The sequence below is a fragment of the Xanthomonas citri pv. citri genome, from assembly GCF_000961215.1.
In the GTDB taxonomy this organism is placed as follows: Bacteria; Pseudomonadota; Gammaproteobacteria; order Xanthomonadales; family Xanthomonadaceae; genus Xanthomonas; species Xanthomonas cissicola.
Genome location: NZ_CP008998.1, coordinates 683,576 through 702,795, shown reverse-complemented (window position 1 = coordinate 702,795; position 19,220 = coordinate 683,576). Strand labels below are relative to the sequence as shown.

The 19,220-nt window shown below is 65.2% G+C and carries 18 protein-coding genes and 3 pseudogenes; 9 read left to right on the top strand and 12 right to left on the bottom strand.

Annotated features, from left to right (window positions below; translation table 11 throughout):
• Positions 1–48 precede the first annotated feature (48 nt).
• Complete coding sequence (locus AMD14_RS03585; protein WP_011050417.1) at positions 49–828, top strand: transporter substrate-binding domain-containing protein; 780 nt, start codon at positions 49–51, stop codon at positions 826–828.
• A gap of 88 nt (positions 829–916) precedes the next feature.
• Here AMD14_RS03585 and AMD14_RS03580 read toward each other — a convergent pair whose 3' ends face one another.
• Positions 917–1,792: a DMT family transporter gene (locus AMD14_RS03580; RefSeq protein ID WP_003490004.1), complete on the bottom strand. Its 876-nt coding sequence runs from the start codon at positions 1,790–1,792 to the stop codon at positions 917–919.
• A gap of 197 nt (positions 1,793–1,989) precedes the next feature.
• Here AMD14_RS03580 and AMD14_RS03575 point away from each other — a divergent pair, with 197 nt between their 5' ends.
• Positions 1,990–2,871 carry a class I SAM-dependent methyltransferase gene (locus tag AMD14_RS03575; protein ID WP_011050415.1) on the top strand — a complete coding sequence of 294 codons (882 nt, stop codon included), beginning with the start codon at positions 1,990–1,992 and terminating at the stop codon, positions 2,869–2,871.
• A 201-nt stretch (positions 2,872–3,072) separates the two neighbouring features.
• On the opposite strand, the gene AMD14_RS25530 is transcribed toward AMD14_RS03575, so the two are convergent.
• Entirely contained in the window at positions 3,073–3,231 is a 159-nt protein-coding gene (locus tag AMD14_RS25530) for a hypothetical protein (RefSeq protein WP_162829060.1), read from the bottom strand.
• On the opposite strand from AMD14_RS25530, the gene AMD14_RS03565 reads away from it, so the two are divergent.
• Positions 3,215–3,658 carry a hypothetical protein gene (locus AMD14_RS03565; protein ID WP_003490001.1) on the top strand — a complete coding sequence of 148 codons (444 nt, stop codon included), beginning with the start codon at positions 3,215–3,217 and terminating at the stop codon, positions 3,656–3,658. The genes AMD14_RS25530 and AMD14_RS03565 overlap by 17 nt on opposite strands.
• Positions 3,659–3,886: 228 nt before the next feature.
• On the opposite strand, the gene AMD14_RS03560 is transcribed toward AMD14_RS03565, so the two are convergent.
• The 3 genes and pseudogenes from AMD14_RS03560 to AMD14_RS03555 form a co-directional block, all read right to left on the bottom strand.
• On the bottom strand, positions 3,887–4,081 hold the full coding sequence (locus AMD14_RS03560) for a hypothetical protein (protein ID WP_026007173.1): 195 nt from the start codon (positions 4,079–4,081) through the stop codon (positions 3,887–3,889).
• A 172-nt stretch (positions 4,082–4,253) separates the two neighbouring features.
• Positions 4,254–4,365: pseudogene (locus tag AMD14_RS25195) on the bottom strand (transcriptional regulator); the annotation flags it as partial.
• 61 nt (positions 4,366–4,426) lie between these two features.
• On the bottom strand, positions 4,427–6,301 hold the full coding sequence (locus AMD14_RS03555) for a GGDEF domain-containing protein (RefSeq protein ID WP_015462832.1): 1,875 nt from the start codon (positions 6,299–6,301) through the stop codon (positions 4,427–4,429).
• A gap of 505 nt (positions 6,302–6,806) precedes the next feature.
• Between AMD14_RS03555 and AMD14_RS03545 the strand changes: the two genes are divergently transcribed.
• Both AMD14_RS03545 and AMD14_RS03540 read left to right on the top strand, forming a co-directional pair.
• On the top strand, positions 6,807–7,898 hold the full coding sequence (locus tag AMD14_RS03545; RefSeq protein ID WP_011050411.1) for a DUF1615 domain-containing protein: 1,092 nt from the start codon (positions 6,807–6,809) through the stop codon (positions 7,896–7,898).
• Positions 7,899–8,259: 361 nt separating this feature from the next.
• Positions 8,260–10,587 carry a S9 family peptidase gene (locus tag AMD14_RS03540; protein WP_040107569.1) on the top strand — a complete coding sequence of 776 codons (2,328 nt, stop codon included), beginning with the start codon at positions 8,260–8,262 and terminating at the stop codon, positions 10,585–10,587.
• Between the two features lie 70 nt (positions 10,588–10,657).
• Here AMD14_RS03540 and AMD14_RS25640 read toward each other — a convergent pair.
• Both AMD14_RS25640 and AMD14_RS03535 read right to left on the bottom strand, forming a co-directional pair.
• Positions 10,658–10,948 (bottom strand): annotated as a pseudogene (locus AMD14_RS25640) (alpha/beta hydrolase family protein); the annotation flags it as partial.
• Between the two features lie 40 nt (positions 10,949–10,988).
• Entirely contained in the window at positions 10,989–11,324 is a 336-nt protein-coding gene (locus tag AMD14_RS03535) for a DUF3817 domain-containing protein (RefSeq protein WP_003489991.1), read from the bottom strand.
• A 211-nt stretch (positions 11,325–11,535) separates the two neighbouring features.
• Here AMD14_RS03535 and AMD14_RS03530 point away from each other — a divergent pair, with 211 nt between their 5' ends.
• From AMD14_RS03530 to AMD14_RS03520, 3 genes and pseudogenes are all read left to right on the top strand, one after another.
• Entirely contained in the window at positions 11,536–12,171 is a 636-nt protein-coding gene (locus tag AMD14_RS03530) for a YiiX/YebB-like N1pC/P60 family cysteine hydrolase (protein ID WP_040107568.1), read from the top strand.
• A gap of 84 nt (positions 12,172–12,255) precedes the next feature.
• Positions 12,256–12,468 (top strand): annotated as a pseudogene (locus AMD14_RS25525) (hypothetical protein); the annotation flags it as partial.
• A 209-nt stretch (positions 12,469–12,677) separates the two neighbouring features.
• Positions 12,678–13,139, top strand: coding sequence for a DUF4126 family protein (locus AMD14_RS03520; protein WP_005931185.1), 462 nt, complete (start codon positions 12,678–12,680; stop codon positions 13,137–13,139).
• Between the two features lie 157 nt (positions 13,140–13,296).
• On the opposite strand, the gene AMD14_RS03515 is transcribed toward AMD14_RS03520, so the two are convergent.
• From AMD14_RS03515 to AMD14_RS03505, 3 genes are all read right to left on the bottom strand, one after another.
• Positions 13,297–13,692, bottom strand: coding sequence for a VOC family protein (locus tag AMD14_RS03515; RefSeq protein ID WP_015471682.1), 396 nt, complete (start codon positions 13,690–13,692; stop codon positions 13,297–13,299).
• A gap of 73 nt (positions 13,693–13,765) precedes the next feature.
• Positions 13,766–14,740, bottom strand: a complete 975-nt coding sequence (locus tag AMD14_RS03510) for a glutathione S-transferase family protein (protein ID WP_011050404.1) — start codon at positions 14,738–14,740, stop codon at positions 13,766–13,768.
• 137 nt (positions 14,741–14,877) lie between these two features.
• On the bottom strand, positions 14,878–15,657 hold the full coding sequence (locus AMD14_RS03505; RefSeq protein WP_005915451.1) for an SPFH domain-containing protein: 780 nt from the start codon (positions 15,655–15,657) through the stop codon (positions 14,878–14,880).
• Positions 15,658–16,017: 360 nt separating this feature from the next.
• Between AMD14_RS03505 and AMD14_RS03500 the strand changes: the two genes are divergently transcribed.
• Complete coding sequence (locus tag AMD14_RS03500; RefSeq protein WP_005931175.1) at positions 16,018–17,604, top strand: SDR family NAD(P)-dependent oxidoreductase; 1,587 nt, start codon at positions 16,018–16,020, stop codon at positions 17,602–17,604.
• A gap of 88 nt (positions 17,605–17,692) precedes the next feature.
• On the opposite strand, the gene AMD14_RS03495 is transcribed toward AMD14_RS03500, so the two are convergent.
• Together AMD14_RS03495 and AMD14_RS03490 are read right to left on the bottom strand one after the other, a co-directional pair.
• On the bottom strand, positions 17,693–18,004 hold the full coding sequence (locus AMD14_RS03495; protein WP_011050401.1) for a hypothetical protein: 312 nt from the start codon (positions 18,002–18,004) through the stop codon (positions 17,693–17,695).
• A gap of 248 nt (positions 18,005–18,252) precedes the next feature.
• Complete coding sequence (locus AMD14_RS03490) at positions 18,253–19,197, bottom strand: AraC family transcriptional regulator (protein ID WP_015462827.1); 945 nt, start codon at positions 19,195–19,197, stop codon at positions 18,253–18,255.
• Positions 19,198–19,220: the final 23 nt, after the last annotated feature.

The following is a 19,220-nucleotide window of genomic DNA, read 5'->3' as shown; positions in this document are numbered from 1 at the left end:
ACCGCCGCAGCCACCGCTATCATGCCAAGACCTCGCCGAGACCATGCCATGCGCTATCGCATCTGCCTTGCATTGTTGTTGAGCTGCGGCACGACGCACGCGGCCACACCGGCATCGCGCCTGGATGCGGTGTTGCAATCGGGCGTGCTACGCGTGTGCACCACCGGCGACTACCGTCCTTATTCGTTGCTGCGTGACGACGGGCAGTTCGAAGGCAGCGACATCGACCTGGTGCAGTCGCTGGCCGCCAGCCTGGACGCACGCGTGCGCCTGGTGCGCACCAGCTGGCCGCACCTGCTGCCCGACCTGCTTGCCGACCGCTGCGATATCGCGGTCGGCGGGATCTCCGTCACCTTGCAGCGGCAACGCCAGGCCAGCTTTAGCGCGGTACTGGATGTGGACGGCAAGATCCCACTGGTGCGCTGCGTCGACCAGGCGCGCTACCGCACTCTCGAACAGCTCAACCGGCCGGAGGTGCGCCTCATCGAACCACCGGGCGGCACCAACGAAGCCTTCGCGCACCGCCAGTTACCGCAGGCAGCATTGCGGCTGTTCGCCGACAACACCACCATCTTTCAGGAGCTGCTGGCGCATCGCGCAGACGTCATGATTACCGACGCCTCCGAAGCGCTGTATCAGCAGGCAAGGCTACCAGGCCTGTGCGCCATCGCACCGGAGCAACCGCTGCAATACAGCGAGAAAGCCTTCCTGCTCCCGCGCGACGACCACGCCTGGAAAGCCTATGTGGATCAGTGGCTGCACCTGACCAAGGCCAGCGGCGAATATCGGCGCATCGTCGAAGGCTGGCGGCAGCCGCGCACTGAGTGAATCGGGAATCGGGAACGGCAAAAGCGCTACTCCGATCGCGTTTAGCGCACTTCTGCTTTTGCCATTCCCCACTCCCAATTCCCGGCACTCAAACAATCTTGGTTCGCCGCCACCAACGCGACACCTGTTCCTCGCGCACCAGGGTGAACAAACCGGCGCCCAGGATCAGCGCGATGCCCACGGCCATCGGCCAGTCCAGATGATCATGAAACAGCAGGTAGCCGAAGGCGATGGCCCATAGCATCTGGCTGTATTGGGTTGGCGCGACCACGCTGACCGGGGCCATGCGCGTGGCGTACATCATGCAGATGGCGGCCAGCCCGGCGAGCAAGCCGTAGCCGGCCAACAAGCCCCATTGGGACAGCGTGGGCCAGACGAAGCTCGGCAACATCATGATCCCGCCCATCACCAACGGGCCGATCACGCCAGCGCCGTACAAGGTCAATCGCTTCTCGCTATGGCCGGCCATGCGCAAGGCGATCACCGAGATGGCGCCGACCAGGCCGCACACGATTGCCGCCACATGCCCGTGGGTGAGATGGCGAAATCCAGGGCGCAGCACGATCAACACGCCGATGAAGCCGACGATCACCGCCGACCAGCGCCGCCAATGCACTTCTTCCTTGAGGAAAATCACCGACAGCACGGTGACGAAGATCGGCATCAAAAAGATCAGCGCGAACGCTTCGGCCATCGGCAAGGTGGTGAAGGCGATCACCGAGGTGAGATTGCCGATGGCGCCGGTGAGCGCACGCAGCAGCCACAGTGCCGGCTGCTTGGCCATCACCAGCTCGCGTAGCTGGTCGTCAGGTTTTTTCAGGAACGGCACCGCCAGCAACATCAGCAGGGCGCCGAGAAACAGCACTTCATAGACTGGCAGCGTACCTTCGAGCAGCTTCACGAACGCATCGCTGATCGAATAGGCCGCATAGCAGGCGAACCCCAACAACACACCCTTCAGCATTGCCCACACTCCACGGTTGACGCCGATCGGACCAGGTGTCGATACGGATTGCCTGCAGTATGCGGTGCGGCGTGTGTCAGCGAAACGGCGCAGGCCGTCGACCTCGGTGGCGAGCGCAGGTGTTGATGGCCTCGCAGCGGATGCCTGGCCGCAACAGGTCGGTTACGATGCCGCTCCCTTCCTTGCAGCGGTGCAGCATGTTCCGCACGCCGCACACAGAGCCGTCAGCCGTGCCCCACTACTCCGGCCCCCTACTCCTTCTCGCCGATGCCCAAGCCCTGCTTGCCGCGCGCGGCAGTGGTCTGGCTCACTGGACCGGCTCGCTCGACCTGGGCCGCAGTACCGACACCGCCCAGCTCGGTGTGCAGACCTGGCAGTGGCGCGGCCAGGGTTATCCATATCCCGGCAAGCTCAAGGAGCGCACGCTCTACTTCTGGGATGAAGATTTCGTGCCGATCTCGCGCTACAGCGGCGCGTTGATCAAGCTGGTGCCCACCGAATGGGGCGCGCCCACGTTCGAGATCGATGGCATCAAGATGCTGCCGTCCGCGCAGCTGTCGCCGTTCGAGGATGCGCGGCGCAAGGTGGCGTTGGTGGATCCGCGCGGCAAGATCGTGCTGGACACCTGCGGCGGCCTGGGCTATTTCGCCGCCTGCTGCCTGGAAGCCGGGGCCGCGCAGCTGCTCTCGTTCGAAAAGAATGCCGATGTGCTGTGGCTGCGCACGCTCAACCCGTGGTCGCCGGATCCGGAGAGCGCCGCTGCCGGCGGCCGCCTGCAGCTGACCCATGCCGATATCGCACAGCACATCGCCACGCTGGCCGACGATTCGGTCGATGCCATCCTGCATGACCCACCACGCTTCGGCATTGCTGGCGAGCTGTATTCGCAGGTCTTCTACGATCAGCTGGCACGCGTGTTGCGCCGAGGCGGGCGGCTGTTTCATTACACCGGCGCGCCCAACAGGCTCACCAGTGGGCGCGATGTGCCCAACGAAGTGAGCAAGCGTCTGGCCAAGGCCGGCTTCACCACGCAACTGGCCCTGGATGGCGTACTGGCGAGCTTGCCTGCACGGCGCTGAGCGGTGTCTCCACGCGATGGACGCTGGCGATACGACCCGCGCGATCACCGAGCGTCAGATGCAAGGCAGCCTGGGTTCACGGCCCGCATGCGCACTGCATGGCCATTCGAAGCGTACGCGAGGCCAGCATGACGGTCGCCGCGGCGGTTGCGGCGTGCCGCTGGAGGGATCTGCGATACTGCCGCGCCCTCGACACGGACGTTACATGCGCGCCCATGTGATCATTGCCCTGCTGGTCTCGCTATTGCTGGTCACTGCGGCGCCGACGCGCGCGCAATCGGCATAGGCATAGTCATCGGCATAGGCATCGGCATCGGCATCGGCACGCTCACCATCGCAGCCGATGTCGGAAGTGACCACGCGCTATCCGGTGACCACCGCAACAGTGGGCGGGCGTGTGATCCACCCGGGCGAATACCAGGGCAAGTGCGCGGTGTTGCGCGACGGCGACGTCATGGTGCTGAGCATCGGTGCCCCTTGCTGTTTCAGCATCGATCCTCGGCATGCCGCACAGGTCCATCGCTTCCATGGCAGCGACGTTGTGCTGGTACAGCACGCGCATCCAACGTCGCGACCAGACTGGGATGTGGCCGTCTATGGGCCCATCTGCGCCTTCCAAGCGCAAGCGGTACGCGACATCGGCGGCGTGCTGGAACCCGGCGCCGTCGCCGGTTCCTGGCATTGCGACCCGACCGCGGGGGCCGACCAGAAGCAGTTCGTCTATCGCTACGACACCTGGCCCAGGCACGGTGCGCGGCGACCTGCACGCACGCGAAAAGCGCACTGAACGTTACGAACGCCGCGGGGCCGATGCGAATCCGGCCTGGTTTTGGTCAGCGCTGTTTTGCTCAGCAGATCTACTGCGCCGCGTACCAGCGTTTGCACGCTGCATGCGACTGCCTGGCACCGCGCCTCAAACGCTGCGTGTCGGATGGCAGAGGCGTCGCATGATCGTCGGCAACGCACACGCCGGGTCATGCAGTGCGAAAACGTGCGATCGCGACCGGTCGCACCATCACCGCAGCTGACGGCGCGCATTCCAACTCGCATATGCGAAGCCGCCGACGATCGCCAACGGTACGCAGCTCAGCAGCGCATCCCAGCCGACAGCAATCCAGAAGCGATGCGGGTCGCTGTCGACCAGAAAGACCCGTGCCGGCCGGCCACGAATGACGTTGACATAGCGCCCTGCGAGGATTGCCTCACGCAATAGCCACAGACGTCCGCAACATGCGATCACCGCGACGACAGCGACGCCGCGCACCAGCCAGTCGGTCAGGCGTGCGGCCTTGCGTTCAGAGGCCGGCAGCGGGGATGGACGCGGTGTTTTCAAGCCTGCATTCCTATCGACATGGCAGCGAAGTTGACACGCCCCCGTTCAGCTGCGGGCTTCTGGCCATGTGGAGCAACACGTGCAACATGCGGGAAAGACGGCTATCGGTGCGCATGCGGTCTGGGTCGTTCGATCGGTTCACGGCAACCAGCGGTCGCCATCGGCCGGCAGCTTGTGCCGCAGCATCGCCTCGATGTCGCAGCGCAGGTGCGTACACCAGGATCAGCACACCGCCCACTGATCGCGCCCAGCGGTCTTGGCGGCGTATAGCGCAAGATCGGCCTGGCTCAGCAACGCATCCAGCCCGGTGTCGGCGACGATGCGTACCGCGCCCATGCAAAAGCGTACCGGTTCCTCGGCCGGCAGGCCGGCGATGTCGATCGCTGCCACCGCACTACGCAGGCGCGTAAACACCGTGGGAATCTCCTCTTCGCCACAGCCCGGCAACACCAGCAGAAATTCTTCGCCGCCCAGGCGGCCCAGGCGATCCTGCCCGCGCAGGGCCAGCCGCGATGCGCTGGCCAGCGCCTTGAGCACCGTATCGCCGGTGGCATGCCCATACACGTCGTTGATCTGCTTGAAGTGATCCAGATCGATCAATGCCAGCATGCCCGGCGTGTGCGAGCGCAAGGCCTGCTCGATCTGCTGCTGCGCCTCGGTGCGAATGGCGCGCCGGTTGGGCAGGCCGGTGAGTTCATCGCGCATCGCCAGCCGCGATAGCTGGCGGCGGTGCCGTGCGCCGAAGGCCAGCACCACCAATGCACCGAGCAACAACAGGCAGGCTGCGCACAACGCGATCCACAGCGCCCGCTGGCCGGCTTCGCGCGCCTGCAGTGCCAGCTGCGCGGTCTCGCTACGGCGGCGCAGCTCGGCCGTTTCGGCGCCGCGGCGGGCATCTTCGTAGCGCGCCTGCAACCGCAACATCACCGTATCGCGCTGGCGGTCCAGGCTATGCGCGCGCAGCGCGTTGGCGCGTTGCAGTTCCTGGTAGGCCTCTGCATGGCGACCTTGCGACGCCAGCGCCTGGGCGATCGCGTCCACCAGTTGCGCGCGCCGGTGCAAGGTCAGGTTGGGGTCGTCTGCGGCCTTGGCAGCCACGATTTCCGCGTCCAGACCCTCAGCCTTCAACGCGATCAAGGCCCGCAGCAACACGGCGTGGCACGCCGCGACGCGCCCGATATTGCCTTGTTGCTGCATCAACGGCAGGGCTTCGCGGGCCATCGTCAATGCAGAAGCGGCATCGCCGGTTTCGATCAGGGCCTCGCTGGCGCTGGTCAGCGCTGCAGCCACGCCGGCCTGGTCGCGCAGTTCGCGACTGAGCGCCAACGCGCGCCTGAAATGCAGCAGCGCCGCTTCGGGTTGCCGTGTGGCCAAGGCAGTGCCGAACTCGTATTCGATCAGACTGCGCTGAAAGCGCGCCGGCTGGTCGTGCAGGCGTGCGAGCGCACGCTGCAGGTAGTCTTCGGTTTCGTTGTCTTCGGCGGCGCGACCGCCGACGCGGCTGGCCAATGACCCCAGTTGCGTCAACGCGTCCAGCTCCAGCCCCAGGAGTTTTTCGCGCGCCGCACATTGATAGCTGGCCTGCGCCGCGTTCCACGACTCATCGCTGCTGCCGGAGGCGAGCATGCTCCACATGTCGATTGCCTCGACTTCGCACAGCAGATCGTTGGGGCCCAGCGCGCTGGCCCGTTGGCGCAGCGCTTCCAACCGCGCCACCATGACGCGATTGGGGTTTTCGCGCACATCGCTGAGCGCCTGCACGATGTCCAGCCACAGCTGCGCCTGCGAGGCGTTGCCGTGCAACTGGTCGAGCCTTCCGCGCGCCTGCGTCAGCGCCACCTGGCGGCGTTCGCTGTCTTCCAGTGAAATAAGCACGCGCGCCTGCGCCAGCAAGGCCCAGAACTCGGCATCCACGTCGTGGTCGCCGCTAGCGCGCTGCAGTGCGCCTTGTGCGATCTGCAACGCGACCACGGGGTCGTCGATGGTCGCCGCTTCGATCGTCTTCCACGGCTGCGGCTGCGCCGACACCATGCCACTGCCCAGCAGCAAGGCAAACGCGGCGAGCCCCTGTCGCCACCGGACCACGAACATGCTCATCGCATCATCACGTCGACGACGGGCCGCAGCGTGCGCACGCCAAGCTGATGCCATCTGCGCTTACGTGGCGGCTTGCTGGTTGCTGCGGCATTTCAAGCACTCCCACGGTTGGAGGACGATGGAGTCCAGCGGAATTTCAGGCCAAACGCCAATCTTCCGAGTGATGCGAATGGCATGATGACCAACGCACACGACAGGCCACGTGATCGACGCGCAAGCGGTCGCGTTCGTTATCGGCCCAGGCGGGCCATTCTTGAATCCGGATGACGGTAGAACGCGGCACATCGCACTGGCGCGCAGACGGCAGCCAGGCCGACGTCGTCGCCTGGCTATCGCGCAATGCGCCGACGCACGGCGACAAGCGATCCACCCCATCTGCCCCGATCGCCCTGCCATCGCGATGCCCGGGCACAGCAGCCTTGCGCGCCAGCAGGTGAAGCTTCCACGGCGCGGCCGCGTAAACTGCCGCACGGCAGCTGCCGCCCCTCGATCTTCCGGAGACGCCGTGATCTCACACCTGCCCCGCGCGCTCACCGTGCTCGCCATCGCCTTGCTGTCGGCCTGCGCCACACAGGCCCCGCGTGCCCCGCAACGCTCGCCCGAGGCGGTCAAGACCGATATCGCGCGTCGCCTGCCGGCAACATTGCCCGACCGCGCCGGCTGGGCCAGCGATGTGTACGTGGCGCTGTCCTCGCAGGCGTTGGACACCAGCGCCGAGCACATCTGCGCAGTGCTGGCAGTGACCGAGCAGGAATCGAGCTACCAGGCCAACCCGGTCGTGCCCAACCTGGGCAAGATCTCGCGGGCAGAGATCGACCGCCGCGCCGGTGCGCATCACATTCCCGGCTTCATGGTCGATGCCGCCTTGCGTCTGCCGTCGCCGGATGGGCGCAGCTATGCCACGCGCATCGCTGCCGCGCGCACCGAAGAGGAACTGAGCCGCATCTTCGAAGACTTCACCGGCAGCGTGCCGTTGGGCGCGCGACTGTTCGACGGGTTCAACCCGGTGCATACCGCCGGGCCGATGCAGGTGAGCATCGCCTTCGCCGAACAGCATGCGCAGCGCTACCCCTACCCGCCCGGCGATTCGATCCGCCACGAAGTCTTCAGCCGGCGCGGTGGGCTGTGGTTCGGTACGCAGCATCTGCTGGGTTATCCCGTCAGCTACGACGCGCTGCTGTACCGCTTCGCCGATTTCAACGCCGGCTGGTACGCCAGCCGCAATGCCGCCTTCCAGGCCGCGCTGAGCAAGGCCAGCGGTATCGCGCTGGCCCTGGACGGCGACCTGCTCACGCCGGGCGCCAGCCTGGATGCGCCCGGCGGCACCGAGCGCGCCGCACGCAGCCTGGGCAGCCAGTTGGCGATGAGCGACCGCCAGCTCCGCCGCGCACTGGAGGACGGCAACACCGCAGATTTCGCGAACTCCGACCTGTACCGCCAGGTGTTCGCACTGGCAGAGCGCAGCGCCGGCAAGCCGCTGCCGCGTGCCGTGTTGCCCGGCATCACCCTGGAAAGCCCCAAGATCACCCGCACGCTCACCACCGCCTGGTTTGCGCAGCGGGTGAACGAGCGCTGGAAGCGCTGCATGAGCAAGTAAGCGCGCGGGCGGATCTGCCATCGCTGCAGCACTCGCGCAGGCGTGCCGTGCTTAGCGAACTGGTTCCGCCATGCGCGTCGCGCTACGCAGACACGCCTTTCGCACGCAGGCACGTGTGCGGCGGGCAGCAGCAGATGCTGGCGGCGCAGCTCTGGCGTTTGGTCGCCCCGCAGCCGCCGGGGGCGATCACTGCAAGGCGTCCCCGATGACAGATCTTCGCCCGTTGAAACAGCTAAGCGGGCACCGTGCGTCCCCGAGCGCCAGGCACGACTTCTGGCAGAGGCACCCGGCCCGCGTGGCGGGTAGCATCGGACGGTCGCGCCGACCGCATTGCGCGCTCCTTTCATCCCGGAGAGTCTTCATGCCCACCATCCCGTTGCCGCTGCGGCACCTGTGCATCGTCGTCGCCCTGGCCGCTCTGCCGGCACTTGCCAGCGCGCAAGCCCCTGCCGTCACCGAGGCCGACTACGCGCGCGCCGAACGGCTGATCAACTACGCCGCACAGCCGCTGGTGGACCACGCCGTCACCCGCATCGACTGGCTGGACGCCACGCACGTGGCGTATGTCGATCACGATGCCAAGGGCAACCGGCTGCTGCAGCTGGACACCAGCACCGGCAAGACCGCACCGCTCTTCAAACAGGCTGCACTGGTGGCTTCGCTCAACACGCTATTGAAGACCGGCGACAAGCCGCTCAAGGCCGACACCTTCGCGCCGATGGTCAAGGTCACCGCCGATGGTCGCTACCGCCTCAACGTGCGCGATACCGCCGTGGTCTGCGATGCGCGTGCGCGTTGCAGCAAGCTGTACGCCAAGGACAAACCGGAACCGGGCGTGCTGTCGCCGGACAAGCGCAGCGAAGCCTTCATCCGCGACTGGAACCTGTGGGTACGCGATCTTGCCGGCGGCCAGGAAACCCAGCTCACCCGCGATGGCGTGGAAAACTTCGGTTACGCCACCGACAACGCCGGCTGGCAGCACACCGACAATGCCATCGTGGCGTGGTCGCCGGACTCCCGCAAGATCGCCACCTTCCAGCAGGACCAGCGCAAGACCGGCGACATGTACCTGGTCAGCACCAAGCTTGGGCATCCGGAGCTGCAGGCGTGGAAATATCCGCTGGCCGGCGACAAGGACGTGACCATGATCGAGCGCGTCATCATCGACGTGCCCACCCGCAGCGTGCTGCGCCTGAAGACACCGCCGGACCAACATCGCTCCACGCTCTGCGACGACGTAAGTTGCTCGCCTGGCCTGTGGGACGACGAGAAGTGGGCACCGGACAGCAAGACGCTGGCGTTCGCCTCCACCTCGCGCTTCCACAAGCAGACCTGGTTGCGCATTGCCGATGCCAGCACGGGCGCGGTGCGTACCGCCTTCGATGAAACCGTCAAAACCTATTACGAAAGCGGCCAGGTCGCGGCCAATTGGGCCTATCTGCCGGCCAGCAACGAGGCGGTGTGGTTCTCCGAACGCAGCGATTGGGGCCAGCTGTATCTCTACGATCTGGCCACCGGCAAACCCAAGCGCGCCATCACCACCGGCCAAGGCAACGTCACCGAATTGCTGCGCGTGGACCCGGTCACGCGCACCGCATGGTTTGTCGGCGTCGGCCGCAGCGCAGGCGTGGACCCGTACTACCAGCAGCTGTGGAAAGTCAGCCTGGATGGCGGCGAGCCGGTGTTGCTCACGCCGGAACCGGCCAACCACAGCATCGCGCTGTCGCCCGATGGCGCACGTTTTGTCGACACCTATTCCACCTCGGTCACGCCGCCGGTCACGTTGCTGCGCGAAGCCGGCGACGGCCGCACTGTGAGCACGATGGCCACCGCCGATATCACGCGTCTCAAGGCGGCCGGCTGGGTTCCGCCAGAACCCATCACGGTGAAGGCACGCGATGGCAAGACCACGCTGTACGGGTTGATGTTCAAGCCCACCAACTTCGACCCGGCGCGCAAGTATCCGGTCATCGATTACGTCTACCCCGGCCCGCAGACCGGCTCGGTGCGCGGGCGTAGCTTTCTCGCCGGACATGGCGACAACCAGTCGCTGGCCGAACTGGGCTTTATTGTGATTGCCATCGATGGCATGGGCACGCCGTGGCGCTCCAAGAGTTTCCACGACACCTGGTACGCCGACATGGGCGACAACACCTTGCCCGATCAGGTCGCCGGCTTGAAGGAGCTTGGTCAGCGCTATCCCTGGATCGATCTGGGTCGCGTCGGCATCTGGGGCCATTCCGGCGGCGGCAACGCCTCGACCGGCGCGATGCTGCGCTATCCGGATTTCTTCAAGGTCGCCTGGTCGGAAAGCGGCAACCACGACAATCGCGGCTACGAAGACGACTGGGCCGAGAAATATCACGGCGAGCACATCGTCAACAAGGACGGTACCTCCAACTACGACGACCAGGCCAACGCCAACCACGCCAGCAAGCTCAAGGGCCGGCTGATGCTGGTGCACGGCACCCTGGACGACAACGTGCCGCCGTACCTCACCTTGCTGGTGGCCGATGCCTTGATCAAGGCCAACAAGAACTTCGACATGCTGATGCTGCCCAACGCCAAGCATGGCTACGGCGATCTCACCCCGTACGTCACCCGCCGCCGCTGGGATTACTTCGTGCAATATCTGCTCGGTGCGACCCCGCCGGCGCAGTATCAGATGCAGCCGATGCCGGCGAATTGAGCCAGGTGCAGGCGGTGCGGTGGCCGATGCGGCGCCATGTCCGCGGCTGACGATTCGCCGCGTCAAGCTGCCGGATCACACGTGTCATCCGGCCAGGCCCGGATGACACGGTGGCACTCACTTGGCCGTACTGCCACCTACTGTTGACTCAAGAACGTCAGCAAGCGCGTGTCGTACTCGCATCGATGCGGCTCGGTGTAGAACCGGTTGCCCTCGTTGGGGAGTACAGCGATCCACCGGCACGCCGGCATCCTTGAGTGCGCGCTCCATCCGTTTGGTGTGTTCGATCGGCGCGCTCGTCCTTGCCACCGGCCGCAAGAAACACCGGCTCCTTGATCCGATGGGCCAGCGTCGGCGGCAAACGTGCTGCCACGTGTCGCGTGCGCCGAGCGCGCAGCGGGTCAGTGCGCAACAGGTCGCCGCTGGCCCAGCAAGCCGAGACGCCGGAACCACATCTCCAGCGGCACCGTCACCAGCGGCGGCAACGCCGCCAGCAGGCTCACGGCCCATGCCCACCAGGGCCAGCGCAGCCGCAATGCGGCAATCATGCTGACCGCGACATAGAACAGGAACGCCGCGCCATGCAGGCGCCCGAACACCCAGACCACGAGCTCGGTGCTCTGCGGCCCGTACTTCAGAAACATGCCGACTAATAATCCGGCCCAGGTCAGCCCTTCGAAAAATGCAGCCAACGCAAACAGCCGGCCGATCGGCGACAACGCAGAAGAGACACGCATACAACACTCCAGACGGACAGGGATTGCCGCGACGCGATGGCGGCGGCGACGCCCGCTGGCATTGCCAGTCTACAGCCCGCATCAACAAGACTGAGGCCCAAGGGCCGGCAAGCACCTGCATGTCGCTGCCCGACGTGGGTGACCACAAGCGGCCCGCACCTCGGTTAGCGTTTCCAACGCACACGCAAGCGATAATGTCGGCTCCTTTGGTCTGAAACCTCGCATCATGCGCATCGCACCGCTGTTGTTACTGCTCATCGCCCTACTGCCCGCCACGGCGCTGGCGCTGAAGGTGCACGATGGCGATCTGCTGTTCGTCACGGCGGCGCACACGGGCCTCAGCGGCGCCATCGACGATGCAACTGGCGTACGGGGCCAAGCCAGCTTCGATCATGTCGCGCTGGTGGCGCATGCAGGCGATGCTGCGGTGGTGCTGCACGCCGACGAGCACGGTTCGCGCGAGCAACCACTGCAGGCATTTATCGACGAGGCTACCGCCAAGCAGCGGCAGATCGTCGTGTACCGGCTCGGCCGCGCGCATCGCCCTGCCATCTCCGATGCCATCGCCCAGGCACGGCGCATGCTCGGCAAGCCGTATAACGAGACCTACGTGCAGGATGACAACAGCTATTACTGCTCGGATTTCATCGAGCGCGCCTTCCGCGCGCATCACGTGTTTGCCCTGCAACCGATGAACTTCAGGAACCTGCAGACCGGCAAGATCTCACCGTACTGGACCGATTTCTATCGCAGCAAGGGCATGCCCGTGCCACAGGACATGCCGGGCACCAACCCGAACGATATGGCCAAGACACCCGGGTTGAGCGCGATTGGGCGGCTGAACTGAAGGCAGCGTACCGATTGTGTTGCATGTTGTGGACACACCTTGCAGGAGGCTGCTTTGAAGACTGTGTTGCTGGCAGGATTAGGGATGGCGCTCTTGGTCGGCTGCGCCAAGGCACCAGCGCCGGCGCCGGCTGAAGCAGCAACGCCGCAGCCGGCGGTCGCAGCACATACACCTGCCCACGCGCCCGGCAGCCAGCGTGGCGAGGGCCATCCTTACGAATTGGCCGACACACAGGTCTGGGACGTGCCGGATACAGTCTCGGGCCGCCGCTATATTGAAGTGCCCAAGGCGATGGCATGCACCGCCGTGGTCAACCACGAACACCCCCCGCTGCTGCGCAGCGTGTTGCACACGGCAGACACCGGCATGCGAGCACAACCGATGCGCGGCGTGCACAACGTCTTGCCAACTCCCACACACGCCACGCCCTAGTCTGCGCAGATCGATAACAACGTGCCACGCGCAGGCATTCCGCCTGCGATGGTCGAGCACATGCAGAGGTGCACATGGCTTTGATCCACTCCATCCTGATGGGCGCCGTCGCCGGCATGCGCTCGATGACGCCGCTGGCCGCCGTCGCCAATGCTGCACGCACCGGCAAGCTGCCTGCCGACAATGGCGCGCCTGCATTGCTCGCCAATCCACTGGCATCGGCCGGCATGCTGGCACTGGCTGGCGGCGAGTTGGCCGGCGACAAGATGAAGACCGCCCCCGACCGCATCGTGCTGCCCGGCATGATTGCCCGCATCGCCACCGGTGTGATCGTCGGCACGGCGTTGGCGCCGCGCGAACAACGTGGCATCGCTGCGCTGCTCGGCGCGACGACGGCAGTTGCTGCTGCCTATCTCACCTTCAATGCGCGGATGCGTGCGATCGAGCGCTATGGCCAGACCAGCACCGGCGTCGTCGAAGATGCGATCTCGGTGGGTGCGGCAACACTGATCGTGCGCGATGCGGCCAAGCGGTAACGCACGTCCACCGACTCACGCGTCGTGCTGAAGGCCTGCCACTGGGTGCGCAGGCCGCGGTCGCAGCGCTCAGTCGCCGTCGTACCAACGCGCGTCATCAACTCAGCAAATCATGCCTGCGACCCATGCCTGCGAGAGACCGCGCTACAAGCCACATTCACGCCGGGCGATAGATCGCACACAGCTTGTTTCCATCCGGATCGCGCACATAAGCCAACCACGTCGGGCCCATGCTGCTCTCACGCAAACCGGGCGGCTTCTCGATGGAAATGCCGCCGGCAGCCACCGCGATGTCATGAAAGTGCTGCACTTGCTCGGGCGAGTCGCACTTGAAGCCGATCGTTGCACCGTTGCCCGGGCTGGCGGGTTCGTCGTTGATCGGCTCGCTCACACAAAAGGTGCTGCCCGCATGCCGGTAGAACAGGCGCGTGTGCCCACTTACTGCCTGATTGACGAACGGCGCGGGCGCACTGAAGACCCCTCCTAGCACTGCATCGTAGAACGCACGCGCACGCGCGATATCGTTCGTTCCCACCATGACATGATTGAGCATGACGTCGTCCTGTTGATCGCGCGGGTGCGCAGCATACGCCACTGCACCCGCCGCGCCATACCGACCATGCGCGTCAGCCGCCACGCCCATGAGGCGCATCCAGATCCAATAGCGGCCCCATCGGCACGATACCGGTGGGGTTGATGGTGTCGTGGCTCTGGTAGTAATGCCTCTTGATGTGCTGGAAGTTCACGGTGTCGGCAATCCCCGGCATCTGGTAGAGCTCGCGCAGGAATCCAGACAGCTGCGGGTAGTCGGCGATGCGCCGTAGATTGCATTTGAAGTGCCCCACGTACACCGCATCGAACCGCACCAGTGTGGTGAACAGGCGCCAGTCGGCTTCGGTGAGCCGGTCGCCGCAGAGATAGCGCTGGGCGCTCAGACGTGCCTCCAGCCAGTCCAGGCTTTCGAACAACGGCACCACCGCCTCTTCATAGGCCGCCTGGGTGGTCGCAAAGCCCGCCTTGTAGACGCCATTGTTGACGGTGTCATAGACACGCGCGTTCACCGCGTCGATCTGCTCGCGCAGCGGCTGCGGGTAAAAATCGCCGTCTGCAGCGCCAATCTCGTCGAAGGCGCTATTGAACATGCGGATGATGTCTGCCGACTCGTTGCTGACCACGGTCTTGCGCTCGCGGTCCCACAACACCGGCACCGTGACCCGGCCCGAGTAATGCGGGTCGGCCTTGAGGTACACCTCGTACAGATACTGCGCGTGATGCTCCGTATCGCCGACCACACCCGGCCCATCGGCGAAGGTCCAGCCGTTCTCGCGCATCAGCCAATGCACGATGGACACGTCGATCATCGACTCCAGCCCTTTCAGGCGCCGGAAGATCAGCGTGCGGTGCGCCCATGGGCAGGCGAGCGACACATACAGGTGATAGCGCCCCGAAGCCGCCTGGAACCCGCCCTGGCCATGCGGCCCGGCGCTGCCATCGCGCGTGACCCAATTGCGAAACTGCGACTGCGAGCGCTCGAACCGCCCCTCGCTCTTGCTGGTGTCATACCACCTGTCCTGCCATTTGCCGTCGACCAACAGACCCATCGTGTTTTCTCCCGCCGCCGCACTCACAGGCGACCGTAGCCCACCGATGTTGCAGGCGACGTGAGCAGCGCGATGGTATGCGCGCGCGTGACTATTCATCACCCAGTGCTTGCGCCTGGCGGCAGGCAACGGCGGACCTATCTTGCAATCACCGAAGTTCCCGACGGCACCATGTAGCATGCCTGCGCTTTCTTGCAGGCCTCGGCATTGAGCTCGGCGATCTGGCTGGCTAGGTATTGCTCCGGCGTCAGGCCCATGCGGTTGCGATACGCGTTATCTGCGTCGGCCTTGGCCTCCTGCTCCTGCTCGCGCTGCCGTTCTGCGGTGGTCGCCTCCACCAGGGTCTTGACCCGCTGTTGCTGCGCGGCAGTCAGATTCATCTGTTGCAACACGTCCGGATTCGGGCGTGCGCGGCCCAGGGTGATGTTCTGGATCTGGATCGGCAGGCCTTGCTCCTTGACCAAGGCACTGACGTTTTGTGTCACCGAATCGTCGATCTTCCTGGCGGTGTCGGGGTCGCTCATCATCTTGGTCATGTCGTAGCGCTTGACCTGGTCGCGCACGATGGACGCGTACTGACTGGCAACATTGTTCTTGAACCAATCCTGCCCGAACCTGGACAACAACAGCGCCGGCGCAGTAATCCTGTATTGGATCTGGGTGGAGAAGTCCAACAGGATGTTGTCGCTGGAGGAGAAATCGTCGAACGCCACCTGCACGGTCTGTGGCGTCACATCCACATAGGTGGCCGACGTGGTCAGCCACGTGTAAGTGCGGCCGGGATCGCGCACATCGTCCAGGCGGATGCCGCCCTTGCCGAAGAACAGGGGCTTATCCACCAACACGGCCTGCTGCCCCGGATCGGGCGACACAACCGTGCACGCACACAGCAAGCCGGCCAGCCCGATGGCCAGCATGGAAGTCTTCATCGATGTCCCCTTGAATGCCCGGGCGCCAATCCGCGCCGGTGTGGCGGGAGATTACCCAAACATCCGGCCAGTCGCATCCTCCGCGCAGCTCGGGGACTTCCACCGACAGCCCATCGCTCCAGGCGCACCCAAGACCGCCAGCCAAGCGCCCGGCAACAGCCCGGCTGACCCGCTCAGCCGCCCGCATTGGCGCCCACCACCCACAATCGGCGAAAATGCCCACCTGCCGACTTCCCGGCCAGCGGCCATGCGCAGCGGCGCCCTGCCCGCCCGCTCCCGTCATCGTCTTCGCCTGCTGGCTGCCGGCCATCCTTGCCTGCGCCGCCAGTCGCCCATTCCGGATCTGCCTTGAACACCAACGCCCCACCCGTGCCCAACGACGAGCTGCCCCTGACCGACCGCCTGCGCGCGGCCCTGGACGTGCTGGAGGCCATCGACGCCGACCGCAGCGTGCTGGACACCCTGCCCGAAGCCGACCGCGTGCGGCTGCATCAAGTGGTCGCCAAGGTCTATCACCCCGAGCCGAAGGCGCGGCGGCAGTTGCTCAAGCAGCGCGAGCGCGAGCGTCACCAGGAAAAAGTGCGCAAGGCCGAAGCCCTGCTGGAACAACGCGGTATCCGCGCACTGCGACGCAAACCGGTGTTCAGCACGCCGAACTATTTCCCGCCGCATGCCGCCGGCCTGCACGATGCCCACAACGGCGAAAACGCCACTGCCGCGCCGGAGCCCACGCACTCGCCCGAGCTGCGCCACTGCTATGTGTGCAAGCAGAAATTCACCGAGCTGCATCATTTCTACGACCAGATGTGCCCGACCTGTGCGGAGCTGAATTTCTTCAAGCGCACCGAAACCGCAGACCTGCGCGGGCGCGTCGCCTTGCTGACCGGCGGGCGCGTCAAGATCGGGTACCAGGCGGGGTTGAAGCTGCTGCGCGCCGGTGCGGAGTTGATTGTCACCACGCGCTTTCCGCGCGATTCGGCCGCGCGCTATGCGCAGGAGCCGGACTTCGCGCAGTGGGGTCATCGCCTGCAGGTATTCGGGTTGGACCTGCGCCATACCCCCAGCGTGGAAGCGTTCTGCAATGAACTGCTGGCCACGCGCGAGCGGCTGGATTTCATCATCAACAACGCCTGCCAGACCGTGCGGCGCCCGCCGCAGTTCTACGCCCACATGATGGCCGGCGAAACTGCCGCATTGCACGAATTGCCGGAGACCGTGCGGAACCTTGTCGGCCATTACGAAGGCCTGCGCACTCCGGAATTGCTCCGCGATGCGTCGGCCACCGCGTTGCCCGCGGTGCATGGCCGTGGGCTCGACAGCGCCGACGGTCTCACCCGTGCCGCCGAACTGTCGCAGATCGCGTTGCTGGACGATGAGCTGGTAGGCCAACAGCATCTGTTTCCTGATGGGCGCCTGGATCAGGACCTGCAGCAGGTCGATCTGCGCGGCCGCAATTCCTGGCGCCTGCTGATGGCCGAAGTGCCGTCTGTGGAACTATTGGAAACGCAGCTGGTCAACGCCATCGCACCCTTCATCATCAATGCGCGGCTCAAGCCGCTCATGCTGCGCACGCCCGAACGCGACAAGCACATCGTCAACGTCTCGGCGATGGAAGGCCAGTTCTACCGCAATTTCAAGACCACGCGTCACCCGCACACCAACATGGCCAAGGCCGCGTTGAACATGATGACGCGCACCTCGGCGGCCGATTACCAGAACGACGGTATCCATATGAACAGTGTGGATACCGGCTGGGTCACCGACGAGGACCCGGCAGAGATCGCCGCGCTCAAGGTCCAGCAGGAACGCTTCCATCCACCGCTGGATATCGTCGACGGCGCCGCACGTATCGTCGACCCGATCATCCACGGCTTCAACACCGGCGAACATGTGTGGGGGCAGTTCTTGAAGGATTACGCGCCGACCGATTGGTGACACATACTCCGATTCGACCAGTACTGCGTTGAGGCGATGCGGCGCCGATCACACCAGCGTGTCGTCTGCGGCATGCATCGGCTGCAGCCTAGCGGCGATCCGCATCCTTGTTGGCTTGCGCGCGCGCCGGCGTGTTGGTCAAGGCCAGAACCTCCGGCAACTGGTGCCGAAAGGCATCTACCTGCCCGGCTGGCACGACGCCTTCGACGTTGGACTGGTCGAAGATCGGGCGGCCTTCCATGTAGAAGCCATCGCGGCCCTGCACGACGAAGTGGAAGCACGATTGCCACCGCGGATCGGGGCGACCGGACAGTTCCACACTGACTTTGCTGCTCGCGCGCCCGGTGTCGCCCGCGGTGACGGTCACGGTGCGCGCCGTGATCTGGTTCCCGATAGTCATGCTGGCAATGATCGGCGGTAGGACGTCGCCGCGCTGTGATCCCAGAGGCCGCGGGTGCGTTCAAAGCACGCCACCACGCCTCCTTCACGCCGTCATGACACACCACTGAGGGCGCGATGGCTGGCGGGTCGAGCCGATGAACAAGGTCAGCGGCATGCGCCGGGCCAGCGATGGATCACATGGGCGCCAGAGACGGACTTCAGTGCACTCGCAAACGCTTCAGCCGGGCGACGTCGTTTACCGCTGCGCTATGTCTCGCTCGGTCTCACCAAACGCTTGGGTGCCGCCCCGAACATGCGCTTGAACGCATGGCCGAACGCGCTCGGCGACTGGTAACCGACACGCTCGGCAACGCGGGCGATATCCAGACCGGTTTCGGCAAGCAACCTGTGCGCCAACAGCATGCGCCACTGCGTCAGGTAGTGCAGCGGCGCCTGCCCGACCTTCTGCGAAAAGCGCGACGAAAACGCCGAGCGCGACATGCCCACGCGCGATGCCAGTTCGGCCACTGTCCACGCATGTGCGACATCGCCGTGCATCAGCGCGAGTGCCGCACCGATGTGGCGATCGCCCAGTGCACCAATCCAGCTTGTGTGCGCCTGTGTATGCGCGTGCATGTAGGCGCGAATGGCCTCCACCACCAGCACTTCGGAAAGACACGACGCGACCCGAGCGCTGCCCATCCGATGCCGGCCCATTTCCGCATCGAGCAGATCCAGTGTCGTGCGCACGGCGAAGGCGGATGGCGAGACACTCTGGATCTTCATGAGCCGCGGCAGCGCATCGATCAGAAAGCCACTGTTCTCGCCGCTGAAGACAATGCCCGCACCAAGCAGTACGGTGTCGTCGCCATCGCCCAGGCGCAGGCTCTGCTGCCCGGCATAACGCGAGACACCATCGACCGGCGCGCGTTGCGGATCGCTGGCAATGACGTAGGGCGTATTGCCGATCAGCAGCACGTCGCCTTCGACCACGCGCTTGGGCGCCCGCCGCGGAAGGCGGATCCAGCATTCACCGCGTATCAGCGCGACCAGCTTGAGCCGATGCTTTTCCGGTAACGACAGCGCCCAATCGCCACGCGCTTCCAGCCGGTTGAGTCCGGCACTCCTGGCGCCCAGCGCGGCCAGAACCTGCGAAAGCGGGTCATCCTTGGACGATTGCGATGAAACCATGGCCGCGCAAGCATAATTCATCCAACCGGCAGCGCTACCGTGGG